General features: G+C 70.3%; 19 protein-coding genes. 1 reads left to right on the top strand and 18 read right to left on the bottom strand.

Annotated features, from left to right (window positions below; translation table 11 throughout):
- Positions 1-26 precede the first annotated feature (26 nt).
- Positions 27-1,613 carry an IS1182 family transposase gene (locus AC5K6T_RS15700; protein ID WP_493204868.1) on the top strand — a complete coding sequence of 529 codons (1,587 nt, stop codon included), beginning with the start codon at positions 27-29 and terminating at the stop codon, positions 1,611-1,613.
- A gap of 47 nt (positions 1,614-1,660) precedes the next feature.
- Here the strand turns inward: AC5K6T_RS15700 and AC5K6T_RS15695 are convergent, their stop codons facing one another.
- From AC5K6T_RS15695 to AC5K6T_RS15610, 18 genes are all read right to left on the bottom strand, one after another.
- A complete protein-coding gene (locus AC5K6T_RS15695) occupies positions 1,661-4,609 on the bottom strand; it encodes a LysM peptidoglycan-binding domain-containing protein (protein WP_493209522.1) in 2,949 nt (982 codons plus the stop codon).
- Positions 4,609-5,055 carry a TadE/TadG family type IV pilus assembly protein gene (locus AC5K6T_RS15690; RefSeq protein WP_493209520.1) on the bottom strand — a complete coding sequence of 149 codons (447 nt, stop codon included), beginning with the start codon at positions 5,053-5,055 and terminating at the stop codon, positions 4,609-4,611. Before AC5K6T_RS15690 ends, AC5K6T_RS15695 begins: the two co-directional genes overlap by 1 nt.
- Positions 5,055-5,498 carry a TadE/TadG family type IV pilus assembly protein gene (locus tag AC5K6T_RS15685; RefSeq protein ID WP_493209518.1) on the bottom strand — a complete coding sequence of 148 codons (444 nt, stop codon included), beginning with the start codon at positions 5,496-5,498 and terminating at the stop codon, positions 5,055-5,057. Before AC5K6T_RS15685 ends, AC5K6T_RS15690 begins: the two co-directional genes overlap by 1 nt.
- Before the next feature lie 14 nt (positions 5,499-5,512).
- Positions 5,513-5,932, bottom strand: a complete 420-nt coding sequence (locus AC5K6T_RS15680) for a TadE/TadG family type IV pilus assembly protein (RefSeq protein WP_493209516.1) — start codon at positions 5,930-5,932, stop codon at positions 5,513-5,515.
- Positions 5,929-6,249 (bottom strand): hypothetical protein, encoded by a 321-nt coding sequence (locus AC5K6T_RS15675; RefSeq protein ID WP_493210890.1) that lies wholly within the window; start codon positions 6,247-6,249, stop codon positions 5,929-5,931. Before AC5K6T_RS15675 ends, AC5K6T_RS15680 begins: the two co-directional genes overlap by 4 nt.
- Positions 6,250-6,290: 41 nt before the next feature.
- On the bottom strand, positions 6,291-7,175 hold the full coding sequence (locus AC5K6T_RS15670; RefSeq protein WP_493209514.1) for a type II secretion system F family protein: 885 nt from the start codon (positions 7,173-7,175) through the stop codon (positions 6,291-6,293).
- A complete protein-coding gene (locus AC5K6T_RS15665; RefSeq protein WP_493209513.1) occupies positions 7,172-8,122 on the bottom strand; it encodes a type II secretion system F family protein in 951 nt (316 codons plus the stop codon). Before AC5K6T_RS15665 ends, AC5K6T_RS15670 begins: the two co-directional genes overlap by 4 nt.
- Positions 8,119-9,606: a TadA family conjugal transfer-associated ATPase gene (locus AC5K6T_RS15660; protein ID WP_493209511.1), complete on the bottom strand. Its 1,488-nt coding sequence runs from the start codon at positions 9,604-9,606 to the stop codon at positions 8,119-8,121. Before AC5K6T_RS15660 ends, AC5K6T_RS15665 begins: the two co-directional genes overlap by 4 nt.
- Positions 9,596-10,423: a CpaE/TadZ family protein gene (locus AC5K6T_RS15655; RefSeq protein WP_493209509.1), complete on the bottom strand. Its 828-nt coding sequence runs from the start codon at positions 10,421-10,423 to the stop codon at positions 9,596-9,598. Before AC5K6T_RS15655 ends, AC5K6T_RS15660 begins: the two co-directional genes overlap by 11 nt.
- On the bottom strand, positions 10,423-11,055 hold the full coding sequence (locus AC5K6T_RS15650; protein ID WP_493210787.1) for an SAF domain-containing protein: 633 nt from the start codon (positions 11,053-11,055) through the stop codon (positions 10,423-10,425). The genes AC5K6T_RS15655 and AC5K6T_RS15650 overlap by 1 nt, the downstream gene beginning before the upstream one ends.
- Before the next feature lie 87 nt (positions 11,056-11,142).
- The gene (locus AC5K6T_RS15645; protein ID WP_493209507.1) at positions 11,143-12,039 is read right to left on the bottom strand and encodes an ATP/GTP-binding protein; all 897 of its coding nucleotides are present in this window, start codon (positions 12,037-12,039) and stop codon (positions 11,143-11,145) included.
- Positions 11,985-12,584 carry a hypothetical protein gene (locus AC5K6T_RS15640; protein WP_493209505.1) on the bottom strand — a complete coding sequence of 200 codons (600 nt, stop codon included), beginning with the start codon at positions 12,582-12,584 and terminating at the stop codon, positions 11,985-11,987. Before AC5K6T_RS15640 ends, AC5K6T_RS15645 begins: the two co-directional genes overlap by 55 nt.
- 246 nt (positions 12,585-12,830) lie before the next feature.
- Positions 12,831-13,511, bottom strand: a complete 681-nt coding sequence (locus AC5K6T_RS15635) for an OmpA family protein (protein WP_493209503.1) — start codon at positions 13,509-13,511, stop codon at positions 12,831-12,833.
- An 8-nt stretch (positions 13,512-13,519) separates the two neighbouring features.
- Entirely contained in the window at positions 13,520-14,095 is a 576-nt protein-coding gene (locus AC5K6T_RS15630; protein WP_493209502.1) for a hypothetical protein, read from the bottom strand.
- A gap of 503 nt (positions 14,096-14,598) precedes the next feature.
- Complete coding sequence (locus AC5K6T_RS15625; protein ID WP_493209500.1) at positions 14,599-17,226, bottom strand: ATP/GTP-binding protein; 2,628 nt, start codon at positions 17,224-17,226, stop codon at positions 14,599-14,601.
- Complete coding sequence (locus AC5K6T_RS15620; RefSeq protein WP_493209498.1) at positions 17,202-17,846, bottom strand: hypothetical protein; 645 nt, start codon at positions 17,844-17,846, stop codon at positions 17,202-17,204. Before AC5K6T_RS15620 ends, AC5K6T_RS15625 begins: the two co-directional genes overlap by 25 nt.
- A complete protein-coding gene (locus AC5K6T_RS15615) occupies positions 17,843-18,955 on the bottom strand; it encodes a C40 family peptidase (protein WP_493209496.1) in 1,113 nt (370 codons plus the stop codon). The genes AC5K6T_RS15620 and AC5K6T_RS15615 overlap by 4 nt, the downstream gene beginning before the upstream one ends.
- Before the next feature lie 35 nt (positions 18,956-18,990).
- Complete coding sequence (locus tag AC5K6T_RS15610) at positions 18,991-21,723, bottom strand: hypothetical protein (RefSeq protein ID WP_493209494.1); 2,733 nt, start codon at positions 21,721-21,723, stop codon at positions 18,991-18,993.
- Between the last annotated feature and the right edge of the window lies 1 nt (position 21,724).

Below are 21,724 nucleotides of genomic sequence, written 5' to 3'. Positions count from 1 at the left end.
GTGGAGTCGGGGCCAGTCTTGTAGGCATGCAGGGGGAATGGGCCGGGGAGCCGGTCGGGCCGGATGTGTGGGAGACGTGCCGGGAGCTGATCCCGGCGGGGAGTGTGTTCGCGTTCCTGGCCGAGCACCGCGAGGTGCTGTTCCCGGCGGAGATGTTCGCGGACATGTATCCCTCGTCCAACGGCCGTCCGAGTCTGCCGCCACAGGTCCTGGCCGCGACCGTGGTGCTGCAGAGCCTGCACGGGCTGTCGGACTTCGAGGTCGTTCAGGAATTGCGGTGTGACCTGCGGTGGAAGGCCGCTTGCGGGCTCGGCCTGCACGACACCGCGTTCGATCCGTCGTTGTTGACGTACTTCCGGCGCCGCCTGCGCAACTCGGCCGATCCGACGCGGATCTTCACCAAGGTCAAGGAGGTCGTGGCCGCGACCGGGGTGCTCAAGGGCAAGCAGCGGCGGGCGCTGGACTCCACCGTCCTCGATGACGCGGTGGCCACCCAGGACACCGTCACCCAGATCATTTCCGCGATCCGGCGGGTGATCCGAGAGGTTCCCGGCGGCCAGGAGACGGCCGGCCGGTGGTGCACGGCCCACGACTACACCAACCCGGGCAAACCGAGGATCGCCTGGGACGACGAGACGGCCCGCGCCGCGCTGGTCGACGCGCTGGTCACCGACGCCCTCAACCTGCTCGGACACCTGCCCGAGCAGAACCTGGGCGAGAAGGCGGCGGACGCCGTCGGCCTGCTGGCCCTGGTCGCCGGACAGGACGTGGAACCCGCCAAGGACTCCGACGGCCGCGACGGCCGCTGGCGCATCGCCAAGCGCACAGCACCCGACCGGACGGTGTCCACCGTCGACCCCGACGCCCGGCACATCCACAAGAACCGCACCCGCCACCAGGACGGCTTCAAAGGACATGTCTCCTTCGAGCCGGAGACCGCACTGTTCACCGCCGTCGCCCTGACCGGCGGCTACGGGCCCGGCAACCACGAGGCCGCCATCGCCGCCGACCTGCTGGCCGACGAAGAAGAGGGCACGGAGTTAACCGTGCTCGGCGATTCCGCCTACGGCACCGGCGAACTGCGCGAGCGCCTTCAAGGCCAGGGCCACACCCTGGTGATCAAACCGCCGCCGATCCGGACGGCCGTCCCCGGCGGCTTCACCATCGACGACTTCCGCCTCGACCTGGCCGCCGGCACCGCGACCTGCCCGGCCGGACACACCGCCAACCTCGGGCAGGTCAAAGCAGACGGCGCCCGCACCGCCCAGTTCAAACGCCTCTGCGCCGACTGCCCCCTGCGGGAACGCTGCACCACCTCCAAGACCGGACGCACCGTGAACGTCCACCCCCAGCACGAACTGCTGGCCGCCGCCCGCCACCAGGCCGCCACCGACCCCGCCTGGCAGGACGAATACCGCCGATGGCGGCCCCCCGTCGAACGCGCCATCGCCTGGCTCGTCGGCAAAGGCAACCGCAGAGTCCCCCACCGCGGCGTGATCGCCAACAACATCTGGCTCCACCACCGCGCCGCCGCCCTCAACCTCCGCCGACTGATCAACCTCGGACTCACCCGGACCAGCACTACCTGGCACCTCACCCCCGCCACCGCATAGGGAAAGGGGCCATCCGGCCTCAGGCCGGACAGCCCCCAACAAGATTTTCAGCAGCCTTCTAGGGAGCTGCGCAGGCCCTGCATCCGCGCGTTGAGGGTGCTCGTCGACCACGGGCTGACGGGCTCCATGTCGGCACACAGCACGTCCGCGCTCCGGCCGGGCCGGAAGTACAACAAAGCGGCCAGCTGCGCCATCCTGGGGCCGTGACCGGTGCTGTGCACGCCCGTCACCTCGACCGGCCCCAGCACTCGGATCTCCGGGGCGTGCAGGTCCTGCGCCTCGCACTCTTCTCCCTCCGGCACCGCGGGCTCCTCGAGGGCGGCCCTTGGGGCGTCAGCCTCCGCCGCGTTTGCCGCGTCGGTGGAGTCCGCAGCGGCCGGGGACGCCGGGGCTGGAGACACCGCTGCTTCGGCGCCCGGTCCGGTTTCGTCGTCGAGCTGGGTCGACGATGCGGTGGGGGAGAGGAGCGGGAGCCCGGACCGATCGGTGCTGGCGGCGAGCAGGGCCGGGAAGACCTCGCTGCTCATGTCCGTTGCCGCCGCCGGTGACGGGATCGAGGCCGCAGTGGTTGCGGGCGCGGACTCCGTCGGCGGCGCGTGCTCGGGCTGCTGCGCGCTGTCGGGCTCGTCAGGGACGTCTTGCCAGGGCCCCTCGGCCGGGTGGGACGGCTGCCCGGACACCTTCAACGCGGTGGTGATCTGAAGGTAGGCGGCGTGCTCTAGGCGCTGCACCGTGATGTCGGTGCCGGCGTAGTCGAGGGTCTGCGGGTCGCTGAGGGAGGCGTTGAGGAACTCTGCCTCGGGGAAACGAGCAGCTGCCGTACTCGCAGGGGCGATAAGCGTGACGGGTACCGCCCCCGCCCGAGAGATCACGTCGGCGAGCTGCCAGGCCGTGTCCTCGTCCAAGGAGGACGGGCACAGCAGCAGATACGGCTGATGCTGCGTCTCGGGCATCTGGTGTGCTTCCAGCAGGCGTTCGCTCAGATCACGCAGCGCGTGCGTGGCCTGACGCATGTGGGCGATCCGCGCGGTGGGCAGCAGCTGCGGCAGGTCCTCACCGAACCCCACGGTGACGACCTCGACGTCGGCCGCCCACGGACTCATCCCGAGCTCCAGGGCGATCGAGGTGCACACCTCGGTGATGTGGACCGGGTTGCCGTCCAGCAGCAGCGCGGGCAGCTGCGCGAGGTTGAGCAGCAGCAGGTCGCCCGCCTTGGTGCTGCCGATCGTGACCAGCCCCGGATACGGTGCCGGCACGTCGCGGGCGGCCTCCGCGTCCAGGAGGGCGGCCTCAGGGGGCAGGACCCACCAGCCGCCCCGCACGGCAGTGAAGGGTGCCACGGGTTCCTGTGCGACGTCCTCGGGCAGCACCTGAACCGCGCGGGTCCCGATCCGGGCGGCCCGCAGCGGCGGCAGGACTGCGTCGGCCTCCTGCTGCTGCTGGGCGACGTGGTGGGCCAGGGTCCGCAGGGCCACGTCCAGGCGGGCAGCACCGCCGGGCTCGGCGGCCGCCGCCAACTGCGCCTCTGCCGGGGAGGTCTCAGCTGCGATGGCGATCCTCTCGCCCGGCTTGCGGCGTCGGCGCTGCAGCGTCCGGCGCAGGGCGAGCGCCCCGGTGATTGCAGCGGCGAGCAGTGCGCCGGCGCCGAGCACGATACGCAGGTTCAGCGGGCTGCTGGCCGGAGCCGTCGCCGGGGCCTCGGACGCGGGGTGGGAGGCAGCGGAGCGGGACGGCTCGGCCGACGCCGACGGCGTGGCAGCAGAAGCCGAGGCGCTGGCGCTGGGCTCGGGCGTCGCGGACGCCGCCTCGGACGGTGGGGACTGATCCTGCCCGGGCTGCTCGGCCGGACGACCGGACGGCGCGCTGGGCGCCGACGACTGCGGCGCAGGCGCCTGGGTCTGGCTGGGTGCGGGCGCTGGCGCATCCCCCGTGTTGCCGCCCGGCTTCTGCGTGTCGTCGGGGTTGTGGGTGGCCGGGGGAGTCGTCTCTCGGCTGCCGGACTGCTCACCGTGGCCTTGGGGCGGCTGATCGGACTGGGTACCGGGCACGGTGACCTGCTGCCCCGCGTAGATGACGTCGGGGTCGGTGATCTCGGGCAGTCCGTGCGGCTGCTGCTTGCCCCGACTGGCCTCGAACAGCTGCGGCCAGTCGTCGCCGTCGCCGAGCTCCTTCTCTGCGATCTTCGACAGGTAGTCGCCGGAGTGGACCGTGACGACGTGCCCGCCCTTCTCGTCAGTCGGCGGAGCGCTGTCACCCAGCCGGGTACGGACGCCTCCCGCAGGCGTAGCAGTCTCGGGCATCTGAAGCTGCCAGCCGGGCTGAAGCAGGCTGTTCGCGCGGAAGACCGTGCCGTCGGCCATGGTCCGTCCCTCGTTCAGATCGGCGATCTCCCGCCACCGTTCACCGTCCCCCAGCTCGTGTTCGGCGATGCCCCACAAGCTCTCCGCCGGCCGCGTCTCGCGCACCGTGTACGTACGCGACGACGGCGTGCTCGCGGAGGATGAGGGTGAGGCCTGGTCGGCTTGGGCGGCCTCCTGCGGAGCATGGACCGCCTGACCCGGCAGAAGTCCCGCCGTGGGGGCCGTCGCGGCCTGGGCATCGGAGGCAAGAGCCGAGCTCGTGGGCAGCAGCACCAGGATGCTGCCGATCAGGAGGCCCGCGGCGCGCTGCGAGGCACCCATCCCTCGCGGGGCGTGCCAGGTGCGGCCCCTCAGTTGTGCGATCAGCTCGCGAACCGCGCAGAAGCTGAACTGCGCCCACCCGATCCAGCCCACCGCGACGAGCACCAGCAGAAACACGCTGCCGGTGTCCTGCCGGTCCAGCAGGCGGGTGAGGTCGTCGTGGGTGGCAGTCCAGATGATCGGGGTGGCCCAAGCCAGCAGCAGCGGCAGTCCGGCGATCGCGGCCGCCAGGACGAGCAGGCTCATCACGGCCTTGAAGACCCGGGCCAGGGTGCGGCCCACTGCCGCGGCGGGGGAGCGGGTGGTGGTGCGCATCAGTTTCCTTTGGGAGCGGTGACGCCATGCAGGAGGGTGGCTTTGCCATGGCCGGTCACCGACAGAGAGCCGATCCCGACCACCGACAGGAACCTCGTGTCGTAGGAGCCGGTGACAGTGACGTTGAGGGTCTTGCCGTCGCCGGACACGCTGACCGTGCCGGTGGCGTCGGCGGAGCTCAGGTAGGCCTGCGCTGCGGCGGCCGCAGCTTGGGGATCGACGGTGATCGCGGTGCCGCTGATGGCGTCGGCGGGGTCGATGGCCTGCCCGCCGGCCCGGGCGGCCTCGCCGGCGATGTAGTCGGCGCGCTCGGTGGCGCGCATCTTGCTGCCGCCGTCCACGGCGACGCCGATGATGCCGATCAGCGCGAACATGCACACGGCGACGAACACGGTGACGCCGCCCTTGTCGTCACCGTGGGCCTGCCGTCTCCGGTGCAAGATCATCAGTCACCTCGCTGTCTGTACTGGTCCACTACCGAGGTAGCCGTCGACGTGAGCGTCCTGACTCCCGGCACGCCCGGCAGCAGCAGATCCGACAGACTGACCGTGCAGGTCACGGTCACGGTGACCGTGCCGACCTGCCCTACCGGCACACTCAGGCCGCCGGTGTTGACGCGGACGGATGTCGACGCGCACTCGATGCCCTGGTCGTTGAGGGACTCCGCGGCTGCTGACTGTGCGGCCCCTTGGGCGGCCGCCGCCGTGCGGTGAATGGATGCCTCCCGGGCCGCGTCCTCAGCCGCAGAGTCGATCTTCGCGCCGGAGGTGACGATCCGGCCGCCGGCGATCGCCAGGCACAGGAACATGATCAGCGACGGGAGGATGATGGCCGCCTCGATCGCGGCACTGCCCTCATCGCTGCGAAGCCTGTGAGCCAGGCGGGCCATGTCTCGCACGTGATTCACTCCCCGGGAACAGTCCAGCGCTCCACCGGGCCGGACGCCGACTGCTTGACCCGCAGGCCCGACAGACCCGGGATCATCGACAGGGCCGTGCCGGATACCTGGACCCGCACACGCTGCCCGTCGCTGCTGGCGGAAACGCTGTAGCCGCTCAGGCTGTCACCCGCAGTGCGCCCCAGCACGTCTCGCGCCTGGGCCGCGCCGTCGGCCGGACTTGACTGGTAGGCACGGGCGGCGGTGGCGCCTTCGCGGGCGGCGGTCAGGGCGAGCTGCCGCGCGTAGTACCACATGGATGCCTGGATGACAGCGACCGTGGCGAGCAGCACGAACGGGAAGATGATCGCCATCTGGATGCTGGTGTCACCGCGGTCGTCGCGCCATCTTCGCCCCTGCCACCAGTCCTTCAGCCGCTCGATCACAGCCCGTTGAGCTTGCCGTTGTACTTGGCGATTACGACGGCGATAGTCCCGGCGATCAGGACGGCACCGGTTACGGCGGCCACCCAGATGATGACGGTCGTGGTGGAGATGTCGCCGCGGTCCGGTCGGCGGGCGGCCTCCTGAAGGCCTTCCTGCACGCGTGCGGTCAGACGGAGGACCGCGCCGTTGGCGCGCGCCCAGGCACGCGCTCCACGGCCGCCACGCCCTGGTCCCCGGGACGTGGTGTACGGGCCGGTGTGCGGGTGCGTGGTCGCGCGGAGCACAGCACGGCGGGTGCGGGCTGCGGTGTGCTTCATGTTCCTTACCTCTCTTAAGCGTTGAACGAGTCGGAGTGGTTTCAGACGGTCAGCATGCGGATTACCGCGGGGAAAGCCATCAGCAGCATCACCAAGACGGCCAAGAGTGCTCCCGGCGCGGTCATCTTCTCGCTGGCCGCGTTCGCCTTGGCGGCCTGATCAGCCAGCAGTTCCGCGTTCAGCGCCGCGGTGCGGGCCCGCAGCGCTTTGTACACGGCAGCGCCGTCCGTGGCGCTGCCGCGCATGATGTCGGCGACGTCGTCCAGGACGGGCAGGTCGTACTCGTGGGCGAGTTCCGTGAGCGCTTGATAGGGCGGGATCTTCTCCAGCCGTGCCCGGCGCAGTGCGCCCTGCAGATACAGGAAGGGCCAGCCCTCGCCGACCTCGGCGGCCTTCTCCAAGGCCTCGGCGGGGCCAGCGTCGGCGGCACGCTTGAGCGCGACCAGGTCGAGGTAGGCGGACAGGGCGTGCGCGAACTCCTCCCGAGCCCGCTTGGCCTGGTCCCGCACCGCGAGGTCCGGGGTGATGAACAGCAGGACTGCGACGAGGAGTCCGACACCGGCGGGCGCGTAGAACGGCAGGCCGACGCCCGCGATGATCCACGGAATCGTTGCGATTACCGGGCAGAGCAGGCCCAGCGCGGCCAGAGCGACCTTTTTGAGCATGAACTGGCCCGGCCCCTGCCCGAGGAGGGCCAGGTTTGTGGTGGGCACCTTCACGCCGGGAAGCCGCTCGAGGCGGGCCAGCAGCCACCGGCCCCATATCTCCTCGCGATCCAGCTCCGGCTCGGGCATCGTCAACGTGGCAGGGGCGCTGCGCTTCAGGGCCGGCCCCAGCGCGGGTTGCGGCTGCAGCAGTTCCCGGATCAGCAGTGCGACGCCGGCGCCGACCGTGCCGCCGGTCACAACGACGGGGATCAGGTTCACGACGCGGCTCCTTCCGGCTCGCGGGTGGCGACCGGCTTTTCCGGCTCCGGCGCGGGCGCGGGCAGCCGGACGGTGCTTGTCGGGTCGGTGACCAGGAAGCGAGGGATGCGGCGGAAGGAGCCCAACTGCCGCATCAGGGCAAGCACTCCAACGAATCCGGCCGTCAGAAAGGCGAGTACGAGCTGCCCTAGCAGCGTGGAGTACGGCTTCGTATAGCTGGGCACGAAGAACCCGGCCACCACGACGCCGACGGTGATGATGGTCATCCACCGCACGGTGGTGCGCGGCTTGGCCCGGTCGGCCTCGATGGCACGCTTGCGGGCAACCTCCTCGCGGACGGTGCCCGACAGGTCCTCCAAGGCCTGAGCTAGGCCCGGGCCGCGGTCGTTGACTGACAGGATGAGCGCGGCGGTCACCTTGTCCGAGGTGACATCGTCCAGTTCGTCGGCGAACGCGCGCAGCGCTCCTTCCGGCCGCCAGCCCAGGCGCAGCCTGTCGGAGAGGTTGATGATCTGCGGGGCGAGTTCGTCCGGCGCCCCTTGACGGCTGGTGATCATCGCCTGTTCCAGGCCCATGCCCAGCCGGAGCAGGCCGGCCAGCCGTTGCGTCCACTCGCTGAGTGCCTCCAGCTGGCCGATGCGCTCCTGCGCCATCTGCGCCGGGGTGATCAGCCAGGGCACGCCGATGACGGCCGCGCCCAGCAGTGCACCACCGACGAAGTTCCCGGATATCAGCCACACGGCTACGAAGACCACGACGGCCGCGACCATCAGGGTCCGCCGCCGCATCCGGGCGTCCTCGCTCTGGTTCTTCCCGCCGCGCAGGACCCGCCAGCGCTGAAGCAGCGGGGCTCGCCGCGGCGCCGTGGTGCCCACGACACCGGCCACGACACCGATCAGCCCGCCGACGACGGCCATGCCGCTCAGCAGCCCAAACAACAGGGTCATCGGCTCACCCCCACCTTCAGCGGCAGCGGCGCCGGCCAGGCCCCGTAGGGCTGTTGCAGCAGCGAGGAGTCGAAGCCGACGCGGCGCAGGTCGTCGATGCAGCCCGGGTCCATCTTCGGCACCGCCCGCAGCTCTCCCCACTCGCGGCCGGGGGCGAAGACTTCATTGGTGGCGGGTCGGCCGTTCTCGCCGATCCCGGTCAGTTCCAGGACGTGGGAGACGTAGCGGTGACGGCGGCCGCCGATCTGCGTCTCGTCCGTCATGTCGACGTACACGATGAAGTCCAGGCCGTTGGCGGTCTGCCGGTAGGCGAGCTGCTCGGAGAGGTTCTCCTGGGCGAGCGCGTACAGCTCGGCAATCCGATCGAAGATGATGTCCGGCCGCCGCGCGTGAATGGTGCACAGGTTGCCGCCGGAGCCGTTGGTCAACGCCTGCATCATGGCGACGACTTCGGGGCCGCGGACCTCGCCGACCACGATCCGCTCCAACGACATCCGCAGCGCGGGATGCATCAGATCCAGGAGCGTAACCTCACCGGCGCCGCGCCCAGTGACGTCCTTCTCCCCGTTGGACTCGCGGCCCACCAGGGACACGACCTGTTTGTGGTAGCCGTTGGCGTGGGCGAACAGCTCATCCTCGGTCTGGATGGTCGCGAACCGGCATTCCGGGTCGAACTCCTTGAGCATCGCCCGCATCAGTGTGGTCTTCCCGGCCTTCTGCTTGCCCGCGATCATGATGTTCTTCTCGGCGCGCACGGTGGCGCCGAGGAACTCGCGCAGGATCGGGTCGATGGTGCCCAGCCGGACCAGGTCGTCGAGGTCGGCGTGGGAGACCCGGTGTCGGCGGATGACCGCATACGTCATCGGCCCTAGCCCGGTGATGGCCTGCAGGCGGGAGCCGTCCTGCAGGGACAGGGCGAGGGTGGGGTTCGCGGTGGAGATGGTCCGCTCGCTGCGCCCGGATCCCCGGGCCAACTCCCTCAGCAGCTCCAGCAATTCCTCTTCGGAGTCCGCGATTGGGCCAACCCGGCGGCGCTCGCCGTCTCCATAGTCGAGCCACACCTCGTGCGGGCCCTGGATGATGATGTCCTCGACCCGGTCATCGTCCAGGTACGGCTGGAGCCGGCCGGCTCGAAAGAGCAGGTCGTATACGGCGCGGCGCAGCGCCTCGTCTTCCTGCGGCGTCATCGCCTGGGCATCCGACCACAGGGCGACGGCTTCGGCGATCCAGTTCAGGCAGCGCTGTTCTTCGCTGGCCCGGTCCATGTCGGGCTTGGTCTTGAGTAGTTCCTCGCGCTGCTTGGCGACCTGGGACGCAATGTCCCGGGCCACCCGGTAGTCGACGGTGACTTGGGGAGCCGCCGTACCGAGCACCTGGGTACTCGAGGCAGCACCGGCCGGTGCTGGCGCACCGTTGCTCTCGTGCACCCACTGCTGGGGCAGCGGCGCCACCGTAGGGTCGGGGTGCAGGGGCTTAGCGCGCATTGGTCACCTCCCCGCCTGCCGCGTGCAGGCCGCGGGGATCGAGGCGGGCCCGGCGCATGGCAGCCCGCTGCACCAGCAGCGTGCTGCCCGTTCGGGCGGCCTTCATCAGCGGCGACCTGGTGAAGTGGCGCGGCTGCTCGACCCCGTCGGACAGCACACGGGCGTCCTTCGGCGCATACGGCAGGGTGGCGATCACCGGTACCTGCAGTACGCGCTGCACCTCGCCAGCGGGGTACGGGCCTTCGTTGATCATGAGCACGCTGACGTCGCCGACGCGCTCTTCGAGTGCGCGTACCCGGCCCTCTGCTGCCTGCAGGCAGCGCAGGGTGTTGCGGACCACCACGAACGTGGCGTCGGCCTGCTCGGCCAGGACCCCGGAGGGTCCGTACGCCCCGCGGCGGCCGAGGTCGATGAGCACGTCGTGGCCGCTCTCGGCTTCGATGCCGCGGAACATCTGTGCGAGGATCTTCCAGACCTGGCCGAGGCTCGCTGACTGTGAGGGGTCGGTGATGCCGGGCAATAGCAGCCGGTCGCGCGGGGATTCCTGCTTGCCGTCCTCGCTGCTCAGGTCGATCAGCTGCCGCCAGAAGGCGTCGCTGAACTCGCCTTTGCGGGCGGCGACCGAGAGGTTGCGCAGCCCGTACCGGTCGCCGAGCGTTCCCTGCAGCAGGCCGTGCAGCACGGCCCCGCCGTCCGGGTCGCACTCGGCCAGGATCATCCGCCGCCCCGCCTCCAGCGGCCAGGACAGCAGCAGGGCGAGAGCGCTCGTGGTCACGCCGGGCGCTCCGCTGCAGCCTGCGAGCGCGATCACGGCCATCAGTTACCGTCCGGGGCAGCGAGGACCAGGCGCAGGGTGCCGGCCGCCTCCCATGCCGCGGCCGTCGGGCCGTCGGTGGCAGAGGTGGCCACGTCGACGACCACGATTCCCGTACCCGGGGCGGCGCTGGACGCCTTCACGACCCGGCCGTCGATAGTCTGCGGCGCGGCGTCGGACGTCTTGCCGGTATCCGTCGTTCCCTGAGCCGGGACGTGCACCAGCTCAACCTTCTGGCCCGGTACGAGAGCGGTGGCCGGGATCTGCTTGGGCTCCAAGCCGATCGGCACCAGCTGCTCGCCGGCCTTCACCAGCGAGTCCTTCGTCACCTGCGAGGGGGCAAGTAGGGAGCCGGGCATGAGCTCAACGGCGGCCCGCTTGCCCACCACCGACTTCAGGTCGTCGGCGCGCACCGCCTTGACGGCCGGGTCCAGGGCAATGGACGCCTTGCCGAGGTCGTCCTCGGTGAGAACCTGACCGACCTGGACGTCGCGGACCACGGTCACTACTTCTGTGCGGTTGCCGACTTGCAGCAGCAGGACGGCAACTCCTGCGCCCCCGGCGGCGATCAGCGCCAGCGAGAGAGCGATGACACCTGGTCGTCGCCTGCGAGCCGAAACCCGGGGCGGCCTCACCGGTCCAGCTACGCGTCCCTGCTGGGGAACTCCGTTCGGGGCTGTCTCTACTTGGGTCTTGCTCACCGTTCAGTCCTTCCGGCGGCTTTACCTGACGACTTGTACTTCGCCGACTGCCACCTGCACGTCGGTCTGCCGAACCTCGGTGAGCTGGCCGGCCTGTCCGCCGCCCTGCCAGTTGATCGTCCACGTCGAGGTCGCAGTCACCGGAAACTTGCCGTTCTGGGCACCGGCCGAGGTCTTGGAGTACACATGCCCGCAGTCCGGAGACTGGGCCATGCCCTGGGACGAGGTGTAGGGCGTGCCGGGGCCGTTGCACGTCACCGAGGTGCCATCGCCCATCGTCCACACGATCTTCGACACCTTCGCGGTCGCGGTGACGGTGATCCCGCCCGCCGAAGCCGACGCGGTGTTCGGTCCGTAGGTCGTGGCGCTCTGGTTGACCCACATCCACATCGGAACACCCACGGTGTACTTCCCGGCCGCGCGGGGACTGGCGATGTCAGGGCCGAGCAGCGTCATGGAGTCCACCGCGCGCTGAGCCAACTCCTGCGGGTCCACCTGCGGCACGGGAGGCTGCCCCTCCGGCACGACGATGAATCCGTCCGGGTTGTTCAGCCCTCCATCCGAGCAGGACATGAAATACATGTCGTACTTCGCTGGGTCCTTGCCCTTCCAGGCCGGGTGTTCGGCCGGTGGCTTCGGCTCAATCTTGGTGTAGCCGCACTTCAGTTTGCTGTCGCTGTCGCTGCTGCCGCCTGTGGAGCCGCCCGCCTGGCCGCCGCTTCCGTCCGTCTCGTCACCGACGCCGACGCCGACACAGAACTTGATGACCTGACACTTGCCAGCATCGACGGGATCATCGTCGGCGTGTGCGACACCTGCCGAGGCCAGGACGAGGGCGCCAGTGAGTGCGGCGAGTCGTCGGGTCAGCAGGACTGATCTTGAGCGGTCAACTTCGTGACCATCCACGTCTTCCCCCACTTTTCAAGCGTTGCGGTGCTGACGTATTTGGTGAGCCGCGTCGTGGGCAGCGGGACCTTCTTCTTCGAGGCCTTGTCGATCAGCGTCCAGTTCGTGGTGTCGACGCAGTCCGCGACCGTGGCCGTGGGGATCTTGGCGTCGGTCACCTTGACGACCTTGGGATGGATCACCGGCTTGCCGGTGGTCACCTGGCCTGCCTTCCGCATGGCCGAGAGGTCTTTCTCGATGTCGGCCAGGGCTTTGAAGGTGGTGTTCTTCTTCAGGTCGGTGCCCGCGGAGGAGGCCTTGGCATAGGCCGCGGTCTGCGCGTCCCAGGAGCTGGTGTACGCCGCGATGACAGCGGCGTCCTCGGCGTCGGCGGTGGAACTGGGGGACGCCGAGACAGCCGTCGGGGTGGGGCTCGGCTTGGACGACGTGTCCGAGTCGCTGTCGCTACATCCGGCCAGTGCCAGCAGACTGCCGGCGAGGATCAGCGCGGTTGCGTGCTTCCGGGTGCGAACCGTGGCGCCATTCAGCCCCGATGAGCGTCGTTGTGTAACTGTCACGTTGTCTCCCCGTACGACGCGGTGCGGTAGACCGCCGCCCCTGGCCTCCGACATGCGGCGGCCCAGAACCGCGGCCTAGTCCAGCTGCGGTAATGCGTTTGCGTGATCGCAAGGTTACGCATATGCCAGTCAACTTCCCAGCTTGATATTTGAGTTCACTCGTACAACTCGGGACGTTTCCGGTTACTTCCGGAACCGGATGTCGATTTGTGGTTCTGTGTCTTCACTCGTCGTGCCCGCACACCGTCAGGACGCGTCCGCCGGGCCGAACGAACTTTGTGGGTCCGCTGTGCGCGAGAACGAGATCTCGACACGGCGGTTCTTCTCGCGGCCGGCCTCGGTGATGTTGGAGGCAATCGGATGCCTCTCGCCGAACCCGCGCGTGTCGAAGGTGACCGCCGCACCGCTCAACTCCTCAGCCAGCACGCCCTGGACGGCAACGGCACGCTGCCGGGAGAGGGAGTCACCGTGGGCGGAGGATCCGAGATCGTCGGTGAACCCGTACACCCGGACCTCCGTTCGCGGCTGCGGCTCGATCTCCCGGGCTACGGAAGCGATGCGGGAGCGCGCTGAATTACTCAGCCGCGCACTGTCCTTGGCGAAGAGCACCTTCGCCTGCAGATCGACGGTCACCTGTGTCCCTGTGTCCTCGCGGCGTTCAGCTCCTTCCTGGTCCTCGACCACCTGGCCAATGCCGACAGGTTCCGAACCCAGACCGAGCACCTTGGGAGGGGCGAGCGTCGCGCCGGCGCGCAGTGCCAGGCCGGGGCTGCCCGGGTCGACAGCGAGCAGCGCATGCGCGCCTGATGCGGCCGAGCGAGGAGCGGGAACAGCGGCCGCATCCCAGACCGACCCGCCTGCCAGAACGCTTGCCGCGACGACGAGAGCGAAGAGCGGGGCGGCGATCCGTGATCGGATGATGGTCATACGCACGCTCACCGCACTCGCTGGATCTTGATGTTTGCGGTGTCGAACAGCGGCAGTTGGAATCCGACGGTGCTCGACTCGGGCGAGGGGAACTGCATGAAGACGTGCGCGCTCTCGCCGCCCTTCAGCGTGGAAAGGCCGGTCGTGGTGAGGGGGCGGCCCTCCGTGTCGCGCAGCACGTAGTAGCGCTTCTTTTGCGCGAAGTCGACGAGAGTCGCTCCGCCCAGCGACGGACCTGTGCTGAGCACCTTCAACTCGCTGCCGCGTAACTCGGCAGGAACCACGGCCACGGTGGGCCCGTCGTTCTTCAGATCCCCGCGGACGGTGACGTACCCGGACGGGTCCCGCTCGGCCGACGTGATCCTGAGGGAAAGGCCGCCCTGGCCCTGGAGTTCGGAGAGCGGCTGGTCCTCCTGCAACTGCTCACGCGGCTCGGAGCCTCTGCCTCCTTGCGATGCGGCCGCCGACGGACGGCCCTGTTCCCGGCCGCCGGCGGAGCATGCGGCGACGCCCAGCGTCAGGCCGACGGCGATCGTCAGTACTGTGAGGCGTCTGCCCACCGCTGTGATGCCCCGACTGGTCATGAAGTCTCCTTTCGGTGAGGGATCCCGAGCCGACAAGCGTGCGGCCGGGACCGGGCCCAGTGACGGGCACCGGACGGGAGAGGGCTGGGCGCCTCTCATTCCTGCTGCCGGGCCGGCGGTCACACCGTGATCACGTCGCCGTCGAGGGTGACGTGCCGGTCGGGGAAGCGGCTGCGCACCATGCCCAGGTCGGCAACGTCGAAGTCGCTGCTCCCCTGGACCACGCAGGCGCTCCCGACATACGTGACGGCCTGCGTCCGGATGGGCCACTCTCCCCCGACGACCGGTTCCATCCTGCGAACTTCACCAAGAGCCTGAGACATGTGACGTCCCCTAACGTCCGTGCACAGCAAGGGGGGGGCACGGTGAGTCCCCCTTGTGCAGAGGTAAAGTAGATGTTCGCGTGAGCGAATCTCAAGGGGTTTCCAGCGCAGTTGCAAGGCTGCGACATTTGTCCGCACCCTCCGAGGGGCGGGAGCTGCGGTCGCGCGGCTGGGCGACGATCACTCGTACTCCTCCTTCGTCAGAGGTACTGGGGTGGCGGTGGCGGGGGAGTGCTCCGCGAGGAAGGCGCCGACGCGGCCGATCTGCTCGGCGGCGCGGTCGATGAGCCGATCCAGGGGGAGCGCTCCGGCGTTCGCGAGGGCGGCCTGCTCCAGCGCGGGAACCTGCCGCGGGCGGGCCTGAGCGGCGAAGACCGCGTCGAGATGGGGCCCACGCAGCCGCACCGGCCCCACCCGGCGACCGTGCACGTTCATGGACACGTAGTGCTCGAACCGCTCCATGGTGGCCACTCGGTCCGGGCTCGGGTCATCGCCCCACTCGGCGGTGATCGGTGCGATCGCGGACTTCGACCCGGCGGTGGTGGCCAGCGTGGACGCGTTCTGCACCAGGGACAGCCGTACCGGCGAAGGCAGGCGTGCCAGCAGCTGGGTCATGCCGTGAACTTGGCACCTGTACTTCCGGAAGTCCTCGAACATGGCAGCGATGGTCTCCGGCGCCGCGCCAGTCAGCGTGATCAGCTCGTCGAAGTACGGGCGGAACGGCACACGCCTGGCTTCCGGGGTGTCACGCCGGGAGCGCACGGCCCGCAGCAGATCACGCGCCAGTAGCGCGGTCACCAGCCGGTCTGTGGGCCCGTTGCCGCCCGGGCACACCCACACGACCATCCGCGAGTCCATCGCGGCACGGATGTTGTAGACGCCGACCGGCTGGCCGAGGAAGGCACGCGTGATGGGGTTGGCGGCCAGCCGGGCGATCGGGTTGAGGACCACGGCGAACGCGTCCGGCGGCAAGGTCGGGAAGACCACCTGCCACCAGGACCGGGTCTCCTCGTCCAGACGATCGGCGACCGTAGCGAGTGCTGCCTTGCGGAACGCGGCATCCGTCAGCAGGGCCCGCACGTGGAAGATCGTGGCCTGGTCCTCGGGGCGGCCAGCCTGACAGGCGGCTTCGTTGACGGCGACCAGGACGGCCAGCGCGGCGGTGAGGATGGTGATCGCCCGGGGTGCGGTCGCATCGTCCCAGGCCAGTGCGGAGGCGTAGGCGTCGGTGATCGCCTCGACGACCTCGTGCGCCGCCTGCCCGTGGTGCATGCCAAGCGGATTCCACGAACTCAACCGCGGGTTGGCGCCCAGGCCGTTGAGGTCGACGAGCGCGACCCGCCGCATCAGGGCTTCATGCGCGAGGAACGTGGTGGCCCGGGGCCAGGAGTCACGGTGAGGGTCGACGAACAGCAACCCGCCCCCGGCATGCGCCCAGCCGATCGCCTGCGCCAAAGCCCGCTCGGTCTTGCCGCCGCCGGCCTTGCCCACCCCGACCTCGAACAGGGTCTCCTCGGCGTAGGTGGCCACCAGCCGCTCGCGGCCGTCCGGGCCCCGGTAGATGCCCTGCAGCAGCAGCTCCGGATCGCCGAACTTGAACGTCGGCAGGTCCCCGGCGAGCACCGGCAGGCGGCAGTGCATGGTCGGCGGCTTGAGCAGGCCCGTCAGCTCTTCCAACCTCACCCAGTTGGCGCGGGGCGGCTGGCAGTGACCCAGGTTCCACCGGCGCTCGAAACCCCGCTTGGTGGGCCAGTGGTCGGCGCCGATCCGCCACGGTCCCAGCCGCCATCCGCGCATGGCCCACCTCGAGCGGCCACCGAACACGTCAAGCGCGGCCTGGACTTGGGCGAGCCGGGCCTGGGCTCGGCCCTCGGTGTTCGAGGCGCACATCACCAGCAGCTGCACCCGAACGAGGTGGTCGTCGTCGGCGAGCTTACCCAGCGCCTCGGCCGGCTCGACCCGGCGGGGCACCGGCGGCATGACCAGCCGCCGTCCGGCGCCCGCAGCGGGCTTGTCGCTGAGCAACTGCTGCAGCTGCCAGGTGAGGGAGTCCTCGATGCCGCCAGCATCCTGCCGCAGCCAGCGGGCGGCCCGCTGGGCCTCCCGGCGCTCAGCGCGGCGGGCGGCGCCCATCAACTGAATCCGGCGCGCCCGCAGTGCCCATTTGGGGGCGCGCTGGATGTCGAGCCGGATCTCGGCGAGGTCACCGAGCTCGGCGCGTAGGTCGGCTACGGCGTCGATGAGCGGCTGCAGCGGGTCCGGGGTGAGGGGTACTTCGCGCAGCGGGGCAGTGGGCTTGCCGCGCAGGATGAACTCCGCGCGCACGGTGTGCGTCCGCGGCTCATCGGCGATCGGCCGGGCCCGGTTGACCGTGACGTCCGGTCCGAACGGGGTGATGGACAAAAGCCTCTGACCGCCGGCCGGGCCCTCGATGCGGTAGCGCAGCGGGCTGGAGCCGTCGGCGCGCAGCCGGATCTGCACGGCCTTCGCCCGGCGGGGCGCCCACCAGGGCATGGCCGTGGAAGCGCGGGCGAGCTGGACGCCGCGGCGGAAGATCTCCTCCAGGCTGGGGGCGAAGTGCCGGCTGGACACCAGCTCCAGGGCCATCCGCTCGGCCGAGGCGCGCGCCGCCAGCCGACGCACCACGATCTCGCCGACCCCCCAGGCCAAGGCAATGACCAGGGCCAGCAGGTACCAGTGGTCGTAGAGCCAGTCGGCGGCGTCGACCAGGCCGGAGACCAGGCCGAGTACCTGACCAGCGGCCGTGTCATCGGCCCGGTCTCTCAGGTATGGGGCTGCGGAGTCCACGTCGCTGCTCCCTTCTTGATAGTGCGGGTGAAGAACCAGTCGGTGATGCGCAGGTCGGTGAAGGTGCCGCCGCGGTCCATGCCGGCCCACACCAGATGGACCACCGCCCTGTTCGGGCTGCCGTCGCGGCGGGCGATCGCGGCCTGGATGCGGAAGCGAGCGGTGGCGAACGCCGGGACCACCGCCTGGCCCGAGTCGCCGAAGACGGAAGGCCACTTCGCGCGGCCCACTCCGGTGGCGTCCGCACGCAGCAGCGCGCGACCGGCGGTGAGCAACTCCCGCTCGTCGTCGGCGGGAAGGTCAGCGGGCCAGGCTGCCTCCAGGTTCCGCTGGATGGCCCGGTCGCCCGCCGCTCCCTCGCCGTGCGGAGGCAGAGCGGACGCCAGGGCCGACGGCGTCGACGGGGCGGGCGTCGGGGAGGCAGCCGCGCCGGGGATCGGTTTGCCGGCGGGAGGCGGAGCAACCGCTGATGACGCATCCGTGGGCGCATGCGCGGCCGAAGCCGTCCCCGGAGCCGACGGCTCCTTACCGTGCGGCACACCCAGCAGAGTGACCCCTGCGACGGCGAGCAGGACGGTACTCAGCAGCAGAAGGCGCGGTGAGCGCGAGGTGGTGGTCACAGCGGCCGTGCACCCCCCGCATAGCCGGACATCGCGTTGACGGCGTCCAGGCGCACCACGGTGCCCGGGCGCGGGGCGTTGACCATCTGTCCGCTGCCCAGGTAGATCCCGACGTGGTAGATCGTGGAATCGCGTCCGGGAGCGGTGGCGTAGAAGACGAGGTCACCGGGCTTGAGCGCTCCCGTGCCGAGGCTGGCCGGGATCCGCTGGCCGACACCGGCCTGGGCGGCCGCGGTGCGCGGCAGGCGGATGCCGACCTTGGCGTACGCGTAGGTGGTCAGCCCTGAGCAGTCGAAGCCCTTGGTGCTCGCGCCGCTCTTGCCACTGGGCGAGCAGCAGAACCCGTAGGACTTGCCGCTCGCGTTGCCGCCGCCCCACGAGTACGGGACACCCCGCTGGGACAGAGCGGCCTCGATGACGGTGCGGACCTTCCCTGTGACGTTCTTCAGGTCCGGGTCCTTGGCGGCCGCCGTGTACTGATCGATCCACCCCAGAACGTTGGCGACGTACTCGCTCGAGTGGTTGTACTGCAGGATCGCGGCTTTCAACTGCGACCGCTTCGTCAGGTCACGGCCACCTCCGCACAGGTAGATCGCGGCGCCGAGGGCGGCGTCGTCAGCGTTGTGCGGGTCGGCGATCTTGTCGCCGTTGGCGTCCTTGCCGATTCCCTCCCAGGTGGAGGGCAGGAACTGAAAGGGGCCGACGGCGCGCTCCCCGTTCGCGGTGCCGTCCCACTTGCCGCCGTCCGTGTCGGAGAAGACGGTGGTGTTGCCACCCTGGCCGGAGCCGTTGAGTAGCACCCCGTAGATCTTCGGGCGGATGTCGCCGTTGTCGGCGATGTTCCGTCCGGTGGCGTGATTGGACTCGACCTTGGCGGTCCCGGCGAGGATCGGCCAGCGCATGCCCTGGCACTTCGGCGAGTACTTCCCGACCTGCTGGACGGCGTTCTTGTAGGCGGTCAGCATCCGGGGAGGGATGTCGGCGGCGCTGCCCCCTTCGGCGATCCCGCCGTCGTCCTGTGCACCCGTCCTCAGCGCGACGTACGCGCTGATCGCGTTCCCCACCGGCGCGGCACAGCACACGGCGGCGAACATCAGCAGCGCCACCATGCATCCCCACCGCCGGACGCGGCGTCCCGGCGGCTTCACTCGTCGTCACCGTCCTCGTTCCGCCGCTGGGCCCGCTCCTGGCGCAGGCGTTCGGCCTCGGGCGCGGTCCGCCGCATCAGCTCCTGCATCCGGGCCCGGGCTTCGTCACGGGTCCGGATGCGGGCGCTCCCGCCCCCGGGAAGAACGGGCCCACCGTGATCGGGCCGAGGCCGCGGAGCAGGCCCGTCCCGGCGCGGGAGCGGAGACGGAGGTGCCGCAGGGCCGCCCGCCGACGGTGCGGGCCGCGCGGGGGCAGGGGCCGTACGGCCTGAAGGTGCAGGACGCCCAGGCCTCGCCGGGCGGGGGGACGGCACCGGAGTGGCTGTGGTCGGCAGGCGGCGGCTGGCGAACGGACCAGGTCCGCCGCTGTCGCTGTTCTCCCGCAGGACACGGGCCACCTGACGCCCCGTATCTGCCCAGGCCCTGCCGTCCTCGCGGACGGTGTTGCCCCACACCCGCACCTGCTGGCGGGCGTCCTGGGAGTAACGCGAGCCACCCGACCGGGCCCGGCGCACATTGGCCGGCAGACCGACCGTCGCCCCGTACGCGGCCCGGCCGCCCCGGTTGAGGATGCGGTACCCGCGGAAACGGACCAGCCGGTTATGGGCCCGCGTCGACAGCAGCGTGCGGTCGCTGTTCTGGTCGTGCAGCACCTGGCCGGTGTTGCGGTCGACGACCTGCCCCAGCTCGTTGCGGTACCGGTCGGGCGGGCCTGAGGGCCGACGCGGACCTGCGCCGCCGCCTGAACCACCGTCCCCACCGCTCGACGGCCCACCCGCGCCCGCGCCAGGGTCGCCGTCGGCGGTGGGTTTGCGCCACTTGGCCAGCTGATCCTTGTCCGGACGGCGGCCGATCAGCAGCCAGTGCGCGCCCTTGGCGCCGAGCCGTGTGCCCAGCCCGCCCACGGCGGCGGCCGCGGTCAGCGGGGCCAGGCCGCGCCCGGCTTCGGCGGTGGCATCGGCGAGGATCCCCCCGGTGTCCACCGGCATGCCAGCGCCGTCGAAGAACGAGGTGAGCGCGCCCATCAGCCGCTGCCGGGTGCCGAGCATCCCGAACCTGCCGCCGCCCCCGCCGGTGAAAGCGCGCAAGCCCCCGCCGTATCCGCCCATCGCCGCAGGGGAGTTCATGGCGAGCGCGGCGCCGAGCTCGGACGTGTCGCCCGGCATGTGGGTGCCGCCGACCTTGGCGTAGCGCATGCGCATCGCCATGCGTCGGCCGAAGGAGGTGATGCCGGTCAGCAGGCGGCGGTGCCCGGCGGCGCCGGCGATGGCGAGGACGTCGATGAGCAGGATCCGCTCCACCATCAACTGGGGGCCTTTGGTGATGGTTGCGTCGACGGCGATGCCGAAGAACGGGATGAACGCGCAGATGCCGACCACGGCCAGGACCGCGATGCCCCACAGGGACAGCCACTTCCACACGCTCTGCCGCGGCGGTCCCGGCAGCATGGCGGCGATGAAGGTGACGCCGCCGGCGGCCGCGGCGGCCGCGCAGATGCCCTGGGTTCCGAGCAGCACGATCGCGCTGGACAGCAGCATGCCGCAGATGAACAGGGCGGCGATCAGCAGCAGGAAGGCGCCGCCGAGGCGCCACCAGGTGGGCTTCTCGGCGTAGGCGGCGCACGACTTGCCGACCGGGCCAGCCTTCTTCATGTCCGAGAGGAACGCGGCAAACGCCTGGTCCTCGTCGGTGACGATCGCGTTGGATGCGTCGAGGAGCTCGCCACCGGGCGTGAACTCTGGAAGATCGGTGCTGCCGCTCGGCGTGCCGCCGTCGACATCGCGCTCGCAGTACTTCTTGGCCGGTCCGATGATCTTGCTGCAGGCGTCCTTCGCCTTGTCCGAGGGGCCTGAGCGCGGCATGTACCCGCCGGTGATCCACTTCAGGTGGACGGCGTAGGCCTTGCGGTCGGAGTCTTTGGCCGGATCGAGGATGCGCCCGTACTGAAGGAGCATGTACGGCTTCACGATCAAGGCGTTCGTGATCGAGTCCTGGATGGGGCGGGCCACCTCGGTTGAGGAGACCGGCCCTTCGCCCTCCCGCTGCTCGCACTTGACCTCGGCGTTGCCGGCCATGCCGGCGCACGGGTCGTAGCTGGCCAGCTTGCCGCCCCAGTCGTAGGAGTTGACGCTGTCCTGGGCGACCTCGGCGGCCACCTGCTGGGACTGCCCCAAAGGACCGTCCGTGCCGAGCAGGGTGTCGGGGCGGATGAGGGCCGATGCGGCGATCGCCCCGATGAGCAGGGTGAGGAAGATTTCGCCCAGACCGCGGCCGACCCGCCCGCGCACGATCATGAACCCGGCGAAGACAAACGCCCACGCCAGCAGCAGACCCTTCAACCCCAGGGTGTCGACCACCACGGTGTCGTACGTGTCGGCGACCTTTTGCGCCGGGCGGGCGAGGATCTTCAGCAGCGGAAAGCGGAAGGCCACCTCGATCGCCCACCCGGCCAAGCCGACCAGCAGCCGGATCAGGGTGAACAGGCCGGACAGGGCGAAGGCCAGGGCCTGCGTCTTGAAGGCGACGATGGACCCGCCGGAAGCGTTCAGGTCGTACCCGTCGATCGGCACACCCTCGGAGGAGGTGATGTTCAGCGGGGCGAGCAGGTCTCCGGTCTCGCTGTTGCCGCTGGCCGCGTACACGACCTGGCTGTTCACCATGAGGAACACGCCGGTGAGCAGCACGACGAAGCCGGCGGAACGCAGGGTCGCGCGGTCTGGACGGAGCACG

Source organism: Streptomyces sp. B8-7, assembly GCF_058833805.1.
Note: the sequence above shows the minus strand (reverse complement) of the source record. Positions and strands in the feature narration are given on the sequence as shown.